Raw genomic sequence first — 13,501 nt, 5'->3', positions numbered from 1 at the left:
CATCCTCTTGCCGGTAACATGACTCCTGACGGTTTTACGCGCGATCCCGTCACCAACGCGCTGGTTCCGATCGTCATCGAACAGTCGAGCCGCGGCGAGCGCAGCTTCGATATCTACTCGCGCCTGTTGCGCGAGCGGATCGTGTTCATCACCGGCGGTGTCGAGGATCACATGGCCTCGCTGATTACCGCCCAGCTGCTCTTCCTCGAGTCCGAGAACCCGAAGAAGGACATCTGGATGTACATCAACTCCCCGGGTGGCGTGGTGACCGCCGGCATGGCGATCCACGACACGATGCAGTATATCCGTCCGCGCGTCGGCACGGTGTGCATCGGCCAGGCCGCGTCGATGGGCAGCTTCCTGCTCGCCGCAGGTGAACCGGGGCTGCGCGTCGCGCTGACCAACGCACGCATCATGATCCACCAGCCCTCGGGCGGGGCGCAGGGCATGGCGTCGGACATCCAGATCCAGGCCAAGGAAATCCAGCGCATCAAGGATCGGATGAACGCGCTGTACGTCAAGTACACCGGCCAGCCGCTTGAACGGATCGAATCGGCAATGGATCGCGACACCTTCCTTGAAGCCGATGAGGCCAAGGCGTTCGGTTTGGTCGACGAAGTGTATGAAAAGCGCCCGCAGCCGACTGACACCGACGGCGCGGCGTCTTAATCTGACGCTCACCCTTGCCGGTTTATAGGGCGAATTTGATTTGCCGGGCGTTTTCCCGGCTGTAGGATGCCGGGCTGCGTAATCGGTCCGGCACGCAAAGGAAGACTGAATGACGAAGCTAAGCGGCGGCGATTCCAAAAGCACGCTTTACTGCTCGTTCTGCGGCAAGTCGCAGCATGAGGTGCGCAAGCTGATCGCCGGACCGACCGTGTTCATCTGCGACGAATGCGTCGAACTGTGCAACGACATCATTCGCGAAGAAACCAAGTCGGCGCTGGTCAGCAAGAAGGACGGTGGCGTCCCGACGCCGCAGGAAATCTGCGACGTGCTGGACGATTATGTCATCGGTCAGAAGCAGGCGAAGCGCGTCCTGTCGGTCGCTGTGCACAACCATTACAAGCGGCTCAACCACGGTGCCAAGGGCGCCGATGTCGAGCTCGCCAAGTCGAACATCCTGCTCGTTGGTCCCACCGGCTGCGGCAAGACGCTGCTCGCGCAGACGCTGGCGCGCATTCTCGACGTGCCGTTCACGATGGCCGATGCGACCACGCTGACCGAAGCCGGTTATGTGGGCGAGGATGTCGAGAACATCATCCTCAAGCTGCTCCAGGCGTCGGACTACAATGTCGAGCGGGCGCAGCGCGGCATCGTGTACATCGACGAGATCGACAAGATCAGCCGCAAGGCCGAGAACCCGTCGATCACGCGCGACGTGTCGGGCGAGGGCGTGCAGCAGGCGCTGCTCAAACTGATGGAAGGCACCACCGCGAGCGTTCCGCCGCAGGGCGGGCGCAAGCACCCGCAGCAGGAGTTCCTGCAGGTCGACACGACCAACATCCTGTTCATTTGCGGCGGCGCGTTCAGCGGCCTCGAAAAGATCATCGGCGATCGCCTTCAGGGCAAGTCGATCGGCTTCGGCGCCTATGTCGCCGCGCCGGAAGAACGCCGCACCGGTGAGACGCTGCGCCAGACCGAGCCGGAGGATCTGCTCAAATTTGGCCTGATCCCCGAATTCGTCGGCCGCTTGCCCGTCGTCGCGACGCTTGAGGATCTCGACGTCGATGCGTTGATCAAGATCCTGACCGAGCCCAAGAACGCTCTGGTGAAACAGTATCAGAAGCTGTTTGAGATGGAGAACAGGAAGCTGTCCTTCACTGACGATGCGCTGGTCTCGATTTCCAAGAAGGCGATCGAACGCAAGACCGGCGCGCGCGGTCTGCGCTCGATCCTGGAGGGCATCTTGCTCGACACCATGTTCGACCTGCCCGGCATGGACGGGGTGGACGAGGTAATGATCGACAAGGACGTGGTCGCCGGATCGAAGGATCCGATCCGCGTCTATGCCACCGAGAAGAAAAAGGCCGGCGACGCCGCCTGACCGCGGGACGGCCAGATAATCGGACGGGCGTCGGGCAACCGGCGCCCGTTTCGCTTTGCGGGACACGCCCCATCGCCCGCCCGCAACCGTCCACAGGTTTAACCATGGTCGTTTTCCGCTGCTTAACCCGTCCTAACGATTTCTTCCGCGCGATATCGGGAATCTACGGGAGGCTTATTTGCGGTTCTATCAGGCGACGCGCTTCCTGTTCCCTTCCAGCTTGCGGCTGCGCATGTTCGCCATCTGCTTCATCGGTACGCACATCCCGCTGCTGAGCTTTGCCGGGTGGCAGTTCGTGAGGGACAAGACCGACTGGTCGGATCTCGGCATCGTGCTCGGCGCGACGTTGATCGGCACTGTGTTCACCCTGCTCGGCATCGACGCGCTGCTCGCTCCGGTGCGCGCGGCGACGCGGGCGGTCCAATCGCTCGAACGCGAACAGGCTGAGGCGCTGGAGTCGGTCAAGGACGGCGACATGCTGGCCGAATTGTTGATCGGCGTGACCCGCGCGAGCGAGGCGACCAAGGTCCGCATCGCGGCGCTCGACATGGCGGCGCATCGCGATCCCCTGACCGGACTGCTCAACCGTCGCGGGTTCCTTGTCCGTGCCGAGGCGGCGGGCGACGGGTCGATCGCGTTGCTCGACCTCGACCGGTTCAAGTCGATCAATGACCAGTTCGGGCACGACGCGGGCGACGAGATTCTCCAGGACTTCGCCGCATTCTTGGCGCGCGGCGTGCGCCGCACCGACTGCGTCGGGCGCTGGGGCGGCGAGGAATTTGCGGTCCTGTTCCCCGATACGGATGAAGGCGAGGCCGCAGCGGTGCTCCGCCGCCTGGCGCGCAGGCTGGCCAACGGACTGATCGAACGCCCGGATGGCATACCCGTCACCTGCTCGGGCGGTGTGGTCGCCATCGAGGGAGAACCGATGCCGCTTGCCATGGCCCGCGCCGACGCGGCGCTCTACGCAGCAAAGCGATCGGGCCGCAACCAGCTCCGTGTCGGCGACGCGCATGCGTTGGTGGAATAGCGCCTAGGGCCGCGCCTGCATTGCCTCGATCGCGGGACTGCGGCGCAGGATGCGCGCCATCGGATCGACTACGACATGTGCGCCTGCAAGGACCGTAAGCGTCGCGCGTCCTTCATCCATCGCGACCTTTCGTACGACGCCATCGACCTGAACATCGACGGGAAGAGGGAACGGGACTCCCCGGGGCGTTTTCCATTCGAGCGTCAGCCGGTCGCCCTCGCGGGTTTCGACGAGATGAGGCAGCGCGGCCGAGCGTAGATAGACCGCGTAGAACCACTCCAGATCCTGCCCGGCCGCCGCGCTCATCACCGCCTCAAACTCGCCAGTTGTCGTAAAGCGCGGCTTGAAATTACCCGGTTTCGGGTCCGGGCGGCCATAGACCAGCCGGGTCGTCGCATCGAAAAACGCCTTGTCCCCGATCAGATAGCGCAGCGTGTGGAGCACCCACGCGCCCTTATAATAGATATCCTGCCCCGGCCCGCCCTTTTCGAGCTGGTAGACCTCGTCCGAGGTGCGCGAGCGTCCGGACACCAAAGGCTGGCGGTTGATGATGTTCTTGCGCTGCTCCGCCATCATCGCGGCATAGCGCGCTTCACCCTCGCGCCACTGACCGTAGAGCGGCTGCATATATTGGCCATAGCCCTCATGCAGCCAGAAATCGTCCCAGTCGGCGGCGGTCATCTGGTTGCCGAACCATTCATGCGCCAGCTCGTGGTGGAACAGCCAGTCGAACCCGGTCTCGTCCTTCTTATAGTTATTGCCGTACGCGTTGACCGTCTGATGCTCCATGCCGAGATGCGGCGTCTCGACTACCCCCAGCTTCTCGTGCGCGAAGGGGAAGGGGCCAATCATGGTCTCGAAGAAGTCGAGCGTGGGGGCAAACTCCGCGAACAGGCCGGCTGCCTGCTTGTCCTTGCCCGCCAGGTGCCAGAAATGCAGCGGCACCTTGTTCCCGAACCTGCTGGCATAGCTGCCCTTGATCTCGCGATACGGGCCGATGTTGATCGCGACGAGATAGGGATTGATGTTCTTCGCGACCCACCGCCATTCCGAATAGCCGTGGAGCGCAGGCGTCGCGGTCTCGAGCTTGCCGTTGGCGATCGCCGCCAGTCCACTCCTCACGCCGATCGAGATGCGGATTTCCGGAATCTCGCCTGCCGGGAAATCGAGACACGGCCAGAACAGGTCGCAGCCATAGCCCTGTGCCGTCGTGGCGACCCATGGCTTGCCCTGCCAGCTCGACCAGACGAATCCGTCATCCCACGGCGCATTCACCGCTTCGTGGGGGCGACCCGCATATTCGATCTTGGCTGTGACCCTGCCACCGGCTGCCACGGGCCTCGGAAGGTCGATGATCAGCCGCCCCTCCGGATTGCGCCAGCTATCAGGGCGGAGCTTCAAACCATCGATCTGGATCTCGGAAACGTGAAAATTCTTGTCGAGGTCGATCAGAAGACGCGTCTGGCGCGCGCTGGTGGTTAACCGCAGCGTGGCCGTGCCTGACAGATATTTTCGCTCAGGCGAGATGCGCAACTGAAGATCGACATGCTCCAGCCGCAACGCCGCCCGCTCGGGCTCGATCTCCCCGCCCGATCGCTCGGTCAGCGCGGTGATCGGCGGCTCGCCCTTTTGCGCCAGCGCGGGGGCGGGAAAGGCGCTGAGCGCGAGCGCGGCAAACACTGCATTGATGCGATGCCCACGATCCCCATATAGTTGGACGAATCCGCCCCGTGATGGCGGCACCGGAGTATCCATGAAGTCTTCCTATCCAGTCCTGCCGCTGCGCGACATCGTCGTGTTCCCGCACATGATCGTGCCGCTGTTCGTCGGTCGCGACAAGTCGGTCGCCGCGCTTGAGGCCGCGATGGCGGACGACAAGGAAATTTTCCTCGTCGCCCAGCTTGATCCCGCCAATGACGATCCCGGTCGCGACGACCTGTACGATATCGGCGTGTCGGCCGAGGTGATGCAGCTGCTCAAGCTGCCCGACGGCACCGTGCGCGTGCTGGTCGCGGGGAAGGAGCGCGGTCGACTGGAGACGATGGCCGAGAAGGACGGTTACCTGACCGCGACCGTTTCGCCGGTCGAAGACAAGCCGGCAGCGGGAACCGAGACCCAGGCGCTGATGCGGTCGGTGGTCGAGCAGTTCGAGAATTATGCCAAGCTCAACCGCAAGCTGCCCGCCGAGACGGCAGTCCAGCTGGGCGAGATCGACGAAGCCTCGCGCCTCGCCGACGCGGTCGCGGGCAATATCGCGGTCAAGGTCGCCGACAAGCAGAGCCTGCTGGTCGAGGACGATCCCCAGAAGCGCCTCGAAATGGTGTTCGCCTTCATGGAGGGTGAGCTGGGCGTGCTGCAGGTCGAGAAGAAGATCCGCTCGCGCGTGAAGCGCCAGATGGAGAAGACCCAGCGCGAATATTACCTCAACGAGCAGCTGAAGGCGATCCAGCGCGAGTTGGGCAATGAGGGCGAGGAGGGCGAGGGCGACGAGATCGCCGAGCTGACCCAGAAAATCGCGACGCTCAAGCTCAGCAAGGAAGCGCGCGCGAAGGCGCAGGGCGAGCTCAAGAAGCTCAAGACCATGGCCCCGATGAGCGCCGAGGCGACCGTCGTGCGCAACTATCTCGATGTGCTGCTCGGCCTGCCCTGGGGCAAGAAGTCCAAGCTGAAGAAGGATCTGGTCGAGGCCGAAGCGGTGCTCGACGCGGACCATTACGGGCTGGAGAAGGTCAAGGACCGCATCGTCGAATATCTCGCGGTGCAGGCGCGCACCAACAAGCTCAAGGGGCCGATCCTGTGCCTCGTCGGTCCTCCCGGCGTCGGCAAGACCAGCCTTGGGAAGTCGATAGCAAAGGCGACCGGGCGTGAATTCATCCGTCAGTCGCTGGGTGGCGTGCGCGACGAGGCCGAGATTCGCGGCCACCGCCGCACCTATATCGGCTCGCTGCCGGGCAAGATCGTCACCAACCTGAAAAAGGCGGGCACCAGCAATCCGCTGTTCCTGCTCGACGAGATCGACAAGCTGGGCCAGGATTTCCGCGGCGATCCGGCCTCGGCTCTGCTCGAGGTGCTCGACCCTGAACAGAACAGCAAGTTCAACGACCATTATCTGGAGATCGACGTCGATCTTTCGGACATCATGTTCGTGACCACCGCCAACTCGTTGAATTTGCCCCAGCCGCTGCTCGACCGCATGGAGATCATCCGGCTCGAAGGCTATACCGAGGACGAGAAGGTCGAGATCGCCAAGGGCCATCTGCTGGCGAAGCAGATCGAGGCGCACGGGCTGAAGGATGACGAGTTCGAACTGACCGAGGACGGGCTGCGCGATCTGATCCGTTATTATACCCGCGAGGCGGGTGTCCGCACGCTGGAGCGTGAGATTGCCAAGCTCGCGCGCAAGGCGCTGCGCCGCATTCTCGAGGGCAAGGTCGAGCGGGTCCGCGTAACCCCCGAAAATCTTCACGAGTTCGCCGGCGTGCGGAAGTTCCGCTTCGGCATCGGCGAGGAAGAACATCAGATCGGCGCAGTCACCGGGCTTGCCTGGACCGAGGTTGGTGGTGAGCTGCTGACGATCGAGAGCGTCACCGTGCCCGGCAAGGGCGCGATCAAGACGACCGGCAAGATTGGCGACGTGATGAAGGAAAGCGTCGAGGCGGCGTTCAGCTTCATTCGTGCGCGCAGCCCCAGCTATGGGATCAAGCCGAGCATCTTTGCGCGCAAGGACATCCATGTCCATCTGCCCGAAGGGGCGGTGCCCAAGGACGGGCCATCGGCCGGCATCGGTCTGGTCACCTCGATCGTGTCGACCCTGACAGGGGTGCCCGTGCGCAAGGATGTCGCGATGACCGGCGAAGTGACGCTGCGCGGCCGCGTGCTGCCGATCGGCGGCCTGAAGGAAAAGCTGCTCGCCGCGCTTCGCGGTGGCATCGAAACGGTGCTAATCCCGCAGGAGAATGAAAAGGATCTGGCGGAGATTCCGGCGAATATCCGCGAAGGGCTCAAGATCATTCCCGTCGCTCATGTCGAGGAGGTGCTGAAGCTCGCGTTGACCGAGCCTTTGGCGGCGATCGAATGGAGCGAGGCGGACGAACTGGCGGTTCAGCCGCCCGCTGCGACCCCCGACGCGCTCCGCCATTGATGGTTGAGCGCTGGTAAAGCTACTTTTTCCTGCGCTTTCCCGTTCATTGCGCCGCTTTCCGCTTTACAGCGGGGCACGGACACGTTTTGCTGTTCCACCGGCGTCTCGACGCCGAACGCATTCTGGTACACGCCTATCAAGAAAAGCAGGGGTTCAAAGGGCATGAACAAACAGGAACTGATCGCCACGGTTGCCGACACCGCGGGTCTCAGCAAGGGGGGATTCCAGCAAGGCGGTTGAGGCCGTGTTCGACGCGGTCACCGCGGCGCTCAAGAAGGGCGACGAAGTCCGCCTCGTCGGGTTCGGAACCTTCTCGGTTTCGAAGCGCAAGGCATCGACCGGTCGCAACCCGCGCACCGGCGAACCGATGACGATCAAGGCGTCGTCGCAGCCCAAGTTCAAGGCCGGAAAGGGCCTCAAGGACGCGGTCAACTAAAAGGGGGTACGGGGCTGGACAAGCTGGCTCCGTCACCTTAGAGGCTCCGCTCCCCGGACCAGTTCGGGGAGTTCCGATCCGTCGGAGCCGCTGGCGAGACCCTAAACGGGGCAATCCGGCATCGGGCGCGTAGCTCAGTGGTAGAGCACTGTGTTCACACCGCAGGGGTCGCTGGTTCAATCCCAGCCGCGCCCACCATAACCAAAGGCCCGTCGGCACTGCCGGCGGGCCTTTTGCTTTGGGCGCTTCCTACGCTGTTGCGTAGCAGCAACATTCGGAATGCCATCGCACTCCTGTCTGGCCCCGACGTCACGGCAATGCTTCCGGCACGATGTTACGACCGTCGGAACTATCGTTATTTATCATATGCCTAGATTGCATCGCCCGGCGCGTCCGTCACACGTCTGTAACGCGATTCACAAAAGCGTCATCGCACCGTCACCGAAGTTTCTCCCGAATCCCATCCCACCGTCACGGACGCCGCCTAGCGCGACACTCGTGATCGGCAGGGGGACTGTTCCGAGTCGATCCAGGGCGCTCGCCCACATCCTGCAAACCGGGATCGACCGGAACGGAGAATTTCATGGCCGACTTCAAGCGTATCAGCCTCATCCTGATGACCAGCGTTGCGGGCGCCACGCTCGCCGCTTGCGACGGTGCATCCAGCGTTGCCTCGCCCGGCGAAGGCGTGATCGTCGTCCCGGCACCGGCTCCTGCGCCCGCCCCGTCGCCGACCCCGTCGCCAACCCCGACCCCCGGAACCCCGGCGGCCAGCTGCCCCACCGGCACCACCGATGCCGGCATCGTCGGCAGCTTCCGTGGATGCCGCATCCCGTCGCTCATCACCACCGCCGTGACGCTCCAGAAGCTTCCGGGCGTGGCCTATGAAATGAACGGCCGCGTCGATGTTGGCGTCGACCGTGGCGGCGCGGGCACCGGCGGCACCGCCGCCAGCCTGACGATCCAGCCGGGCGTGATCGTCTATGCCAACACGACAAATGCGGACAACGACTTCCTGGTCGTCAATCGCGGCTCGACGATCAACGCCGAAGGCACCGCGAGCCAGCCGATCATCTTCACCGCGCAGCAGAATTTGACCGGCGGCGTCACCGACGAATCGCAGGGCCTGTGGGGCGGCATCATCCTCGCCGGTCGCGCGCCGATCTCGAACTGCAACCTCGCCGGCGTGACCGGCGGTGCAGTGAACTGCGAGAACGTTGTCGAGGGCACCGGCAATGCGCTGTATGGCGGCGCGACCGCAGGCGACAATTCTGGCGTGCTCCGCTACGTTCAGGTGCGCTACTCGGGGACGGTTATCAGCCCGAACAACGAGCTGCAGGGCATCACCACCGGCGGCGTCGGCAGCGGCACCCGCATCGAATATGTCCAGATCCACAACAGCTCGGACGACGGCATCGAAATTTTTGGCGGCACGCACAACGCACGTTACCTCGTGGTGACCGGTGCCGATGATGACAGCATCGACACGGATGTGGGCTGGAAGGGATTCATCCAGTTCGCGATCGCGATCCAGAAGCCCAGCAACACCCAGTCCGACAATTATGTGATGGAGATCGACTCCAACAACAACGAAGACGCGCTGCCGCGCCAGAATGGCCGCATCGCGAACTTCACCTTTGTGCACACCAGCACCGGCACGAACGCCGGCCTGCGTCTGCGCGGCGGTGCCGACTTCACCTTCGTCAACGGCATCTTCGTATCGGGTCGCCCCTGCCTCAACGTGGTGGCCGGGACCACCGACAATGGCGGCAAGTCGACGATCCGCGCGGCCAATGCGGCGCTCGACGAGGCCGGTCCCCCCCGTGTTCCGTTCCAACTACTTCGCCTGCACCGGCGGGCTCTCCACCGAAACCGCGCAGAATAGCGTCACGGTGACGAACGCGGAGCAGGAAGCGCTGGTCGACGCGGGCACCAATAATGTGAAGGCAGGTACTGCCGCCAACGCGCTGACCTCGGGCTATCTGCCCGGCACCGGCGCTGCCGGCGTCACCGCCTACAACGCCGCGCTGCTCAACCCGGCGGGCACGTCCTTCCTGGTCACCACCAGCTATATCGGCGCGATCAGCGGGCCGAGCGACACCTGGTACCAGGGTTGGACCTGCAACTCGAACCGCGCGAATTTCGGCGCGGCGGGCAGCGCCTGCACCACCGTCCCGGTCACCTGACCCCCGCGTGACCGATCACCGGAACCGGCGGAAAAGGGGCCGCCGGTTCCGGCTTTCCTTGGCGGGATCTCTGCGAACGCCAGCCTCAGAAAACGGACGTCCACAGATGAAAAAGAGCACCGCATTCGGAAGTCTGCTGCTTCTGACCTCGCAACTCGTCGCGCCGCACGCGCTGGCTCAGGCGGCACAGGATGCGACCGCAGAGGCCTCTTCGCAGGAGGCCGAGGCTCCGCAGGCGACCGAGGAAGAGGTCGAGATCTCTGCCCCCGGTGCCGGCGACACCAGTGATGAGATCGTGGTGATCGGGCGCAACATCCCCAATGTCATCAGGGCGACCCCGCAGGTCGTGTCCGTGCTGTCGAGTGCGGATATCGCACGATCGGGTGAGGGCGACATTGCCGGCGCGCTAACCCGCGTGACGGGCCTCAGCGTCGTCGGTAATGGCTTCGTGTTTGTGCGTGGCCTGGGCGATCGCTACTCCTCCTCGCTGCTCAACGGCCTGCCTTTGCCCAGCCCTGAGCCGCTGCGCCGCGTCGTGCCGCTCGACCTGTTCCCGACCAATATCGTGGGGTCGGCGCTGGTCCAGAAAAGCTACTCGGCGAATTATCCGGGCGAATTCGGTGGCGGTGCGATCAACATCACCACCCGCGCCGCGCCGCGCGACGGATTCTTCGAGATCGAGGGGTCGATCGGGTTCGACACCGCAACCACCAGCGAGCTTGGCTATACCTATGACGGTGGCAGCCATGACGTCTTCGGCTATGACGATGGCGAGCGCAGCGTCCCGGCCTTTATCCGTGCGGCAGGCGAAAACGGCACGTCGGTCACCGACGCCGCCCAGTTGATGCAATTGTCGAACGCGCCGACGACGGTGGTGTTCGAGAACAACCACATCCCGGCCAACTGGTCGGTCGGCACCAGCTTTGCCAAGACGTTCGACACCGGCAATTTCCGCATTGGACTGATCGGGTCGGCTGGTCTGTCGAACAGCTGGCAGACCCGCGCGCAGAAGCAGCAGGTCGCGATCGGTGCCGACGGCGGCCTTGCCAGCGACTATAATCAGGTGACCACCGACAATCGCATCATCGCCAACGGCCTGTTGGGCATTGGTGTCGAGAGCGGCGAGCATCTGCTCCGCTTCACGAATGTCTATATCCATGACACGCTGAAACAGGCGATCATCGGCCTGGGCGATGAAGAGAATTTCGGAATCCCCGGTCAGTTCGGCGTGCCGTCCTTCGCGACCCAGAACACCAACTGGTTTGAGCGCCAGCTGTTCACCAGCCAGGTCGTCGCCGAGCTGGATTTCGGCGCCGTCGATCTCGACCTGCGCGGCGCCTATGCCAATACCAAGCGCAAGGCTCCATATGAGCGCGCCTTCCGCTATGTGTGGGATCCGGTTGTCGCCGACTATACCAACGCGCTCAGCGCGCCCAGCTCGGCGACGATCGCGTTCAGCGACCTGAACGAGGATCTGTGGACCGGTGCGGCGGATATTGCCTATGAGTTCGATGCCGCGCGGCCGATCACGCTTTCGGCGGGCTATGCCTATTCGGACACCACTCGCCAGTCCTATCGCTATTTCTTCCGCTTCGTCGGTCCGAACAACGGCCCGGTGAACCAGACGGTGGCACAGCAGCGGCCCGACTATCTGCTCTCGGACTATAATCTCCAGACCTATGGCATCACGCTGCGCAACGAGTCCACGGGCACCGGCGCGGCGGCCTATGATGCGTCGCTCGAAGTCCATGCCGGCTATGTACAGGGCGAGGCGGAGCTGCTCGACGGGCTGCGCGCATCGGTAGGTGTCCGGTACGAGACTGCGAAGCAGCGCGTGCTTTCAACCGGGGCAGTGGCCGGGACCAGCCTCGACAATGACTATTGGCTCCCTGCAGCTACGGTCACCTGGAATTTCGCCCCGGACATGCAGCTGCGCGTCCACGGCTCGAAGACGATCGCCCGCCCGCAGTTTCGCGAGCTCGCGCCGCAGCTCTATCAGGATTTCGAAAGCAGCCGCCAGTTCCTGGGCAACCCGCTGCTGATCGACTCGCAGCTCTACAATGCCGAGGCACGCTACGAGTGGTTCTTCGCGCGTGACCAGCGGATCACGCTGGCCGGCTTCTTCAAAAAGATCGACAACCCGATCGAGGCGGTTGCATTTGTCGCGGGCGGGTCGACCTCGCTCCAGACCGGCTTCTCGAACGCACCCAGCGCCAAGCTGTGGGGTGGAGAGATCGAGGCGCAGAAGCATATCGCGCTCGACACGCTCGGCGGCGACTTCTTCGCGACGAAGCGGCTCGTGCTGATCGGCAACTATACATACACCAAGTCGCAGATCGAATCGGGCAACCAGCTGGTGCCCAGCCCGATCCTCGGTGCCCCGGCGGTCCAGTCATCATTGTTGTTCGATGACGGCGCGCCGCTGGTCGGTCAGTCGGACCATCTGGTCAATTTTCAGATCGGGTTCGAGGACACCGCTTCGCTGTCGCAGCTGACGGTCCTGTTCAACTATGCCAGCGAGCGCGTCACCAACCGCGGTCCGGTGGTCGAGGGTGTGCGCCTGCCCGACATTGTCGAAAAGCCGGGCCTGACCATCGACCTGGTCGCGCGTCAGGGCTTTGAGCTTGCGGGCGCGGAGTTCGAACTGAAGTTCGAGGGCCGCAATCTGACCAAGACGCGCTATCAGGAATATCAGACCTTCCCGGATGATGTCCGCGTCGACACCAACACCTATGACGTCGGCCGGAAATTCTCGCTGAGCCTCAGCGCGAAGTTCTGATCGCGCCTTCCAAGCCCCTCCCCTTCAGGGGAGGGGTTGGGGGTGGGGCGGTGAAATCTCATCGAGACCGACCGCCCAGAGGATAGGCCCCACCCCCAACCCCTCTCCTAAAGGGGAGGGGCTTGGAATAGCCTCACCCCCAGGGCCGCTCGCGAAACCATTTGGTGATGACGTATTTTGTCCCCGCGCGCACCTTCATCGCGTGGTGAAGCGTCGAGGGATTTGGCGTACCATCGGACCGCAAGTTGCTCCACGCGAGCAGCTTGCCCGGCTCCGGCTGGACCAGCTTGTCGATCGCCTTGAACCGCGTCGCGCCGCCCGCATCGACAGCATTCAGGTAGATCATCACCGTCCAGGTCCGCTGCCCCGATACCGCGCAGAATTTCTCGAAGTCGACGCCGGTCGGCTCGAAATAGTCGGTATGCGCCTTGAACTCCTGCCCGACGGCGTAGCGCTGTCCCTGCAGCGGCTCGCCATGCGCGGGATCGAGGCCGATAAAGTTGCAGATCAACGCGTCGAGCCGCTGCGCCGCAACGCTGTCCGCCGGCAGGTCGCACGTCTCGCTGGTCCGGAAGACGTCGTCGCCATTATAGTCGGAGACGAGTGAAGGCCGCCGGTCGCGATCGATCATCTCCATCAACTCGGTACAGAAATCGCGATCGATAAACTCCTTGCGAATGAACAAGGTAAGCTTGGGTGTCGGTACCCTTTGCACGCCCGGGCGCGCGGTCAGGCGGTCGATCACGGGCTCGATCGGAAACCCGGCGGCGGAAGAGACGGCGATCATGCGGCGCTTCTGCCAGAAGAAAAACACCGCATCCATAGTGCGTGGGTGACTTAAAATCGTCACCGAAACGCAGGCATAATGTCACAGACAAGCCA

Annotated in this window: 9 protein-coding genes, 1 tRNA gene and 1 pseudogene; 9 read left to right on the top strand and 2 right to left on the bottom strand. The window is 63.4% G+C overall.

The genetic code is table 11. The annotated features are described in order from the left end of the window. Positions 1 to 18: 18 nt before the first annotated feature. The 3 genes from LRS08_RS19250 (at position 19) to LRS08_RS19240 (ending at position 3,077) form a co-directional block, all read left to right on the top strand. The gene (locus LRS08_RS19250; RefSeq protein ID WP_257845672.1) at positions 19 to 669 is read left to right on the top strand and encodes an ATP-dependent Clp protease proteolytic subunit; all 651 of its coding nucleotides are present in this window, start codon (positions 19 to 21) and stop codon (positions 667 to 669) included. Positions 670 to 778: 109 nt separating this feature from the next. Continuing rightward, entirely contained in the window at positions 779 to 2,047 is a 1,269-nt protein-coding gene (gene clpX / locus LRS08_RS19245) for an ATP-dependent Clp protease ATP-binding subunit ClpX (protein ID WP_260481131.1), read from the top strand. A 178-nt stretch (positions 2,048 to 2,225) separates the two neighbouring features. Then, positions 2,226 to 3,077 carry a diguanylate cyclase gene (locus LRS08_RS19240; RefSeq protein ID WP_257845673.1) on the top strand — a complete coding sequence of 284 codons (852 nt, stop codon included), beginning with the start codon at positions 2,226 to 2,228 and terminating at the stop codon, positions 3,075 to 3,077. 3 nt (positions 3,078 to 3,080) lie between these two features. Here the strand turns inward: LRS08_RS19240 and LRS08_RS19235 are convergent, their stop codons facing one another. Next, positions 3,081 to 4,832: a M1 family metallopeptidase gene (locus LRS08_RS19235; RefSeq protein WP_260481130.1), complete on the bottom strand. Its 1,752-nt coding sequence runs from the start codon at positions 4,830 to 4,832 to the stop codon at positions 3,081 to 3,083. Here LRS08_RS19235 and lon point away from each other — a divergent pair. The 6 genes and pseudogenes from lon to LRS08_RS19210 all read left to right on the top strand — a co-directional run bounded on the left by lon (position 4,831) and on the right by LRS08_RS19210 (position 12,619). After that, positions 4,831 to 7,218: an endopeptidase La gene (gene lon, locus LRS08_RS19230; protein WP_260481129.1), complete on the top strand. Its 2,388-nt coding sequence runs from the start codon at positions 4,831 to 4,833 to the stop codon at positions 7,216 to 7,218. The two genes, LRS08_RS19235 and lon, sit on opposite strands and share 2 nt — an antisense overlap. A gap of 162 nt (positions 7,219 to 7,380) precedes the next feature. Continuing rightward, positions 7,381 to 7,654 (top strand): annotated as a pseudogene (locus tag LRS08_RS19225) (HU family DNA-binding protein). A 123-nt stretch (positions 7,655 to 7,777) separates the two neighbouring features. After that, a tRNA-Val gene (locus tag LRS08_RS19220) sits at positions 7,778 to 7,852 on the top strand. A 385-nt stretch (positions 7,853 to 8,237) separates the two neighbouring features. Next, on the top strand, positions 8,238 to 9,539 hold the full coding sequence (locus tag LRS08_RS19215; RefSeq protein ID WP_312026634.1) for a hypothetical protein: 1,302 nt from the start codon (positions 8,238 to 8,240) through the stop codon (positions 9,537 to 9,539). Continuing rightward, a complete protein-coding gene (locus tag LRS08_RS20160; protein ID WP_312026633.1) occupies positions 9,478 to 9,840 on the top strand; it encodes a hypothetical protein in 363 nt (120 codons plus the stop codon). Before LRS08_RS19215 ends, LRS08_RS20160 begins: the two co-directional genes overlap by 62 nt. A gap of 106 nt (positions 9,841 to 9,946) precedes the next feature. After that, positions 9,947 to 12,619, top strand: coding sequence for a TonB-dependent receptor domain-containing protein (locus LRS08_RS19210; protein WP_260481128.1), 2,673 nt, complete (start codon positions 9,947 to 9,949; stop codon positions 12,617 to 12,619). A gap of 133 nt (positions 12,620 to 12,752) precedes the next feature. Here the strand turns inward: LRS08_RS19210 and LRS08_RS19205 are convergent, their stop codons facing one another. Continuing rightward, positions 12,753 to 13,442, bottom strand: coding sequence for a prolyl hydroxylase family protein (locus LRS08_RS19205; RefSeq protein ID WP_374581426.1), 690 nt, complete (start codon positions 13,440 to 13,442; stop codon positions 12,753 to 12,755). Positions 13,443 to 13,501 lie beyond the last annotated feature (59 nt).

The sequence above is a fragment of the Sphingomonas sp. J315 genome (assembly GCF_024666595.1).
Lineage (GTDB): Bacteria > Pseudomonadota > Alphaproteobacteria > Sphingomonadales > Sphingomonadaceae > Sphingomonas.
This window is presented reverse-complemented; position numbering and strand designations above follow the sequence as displayed.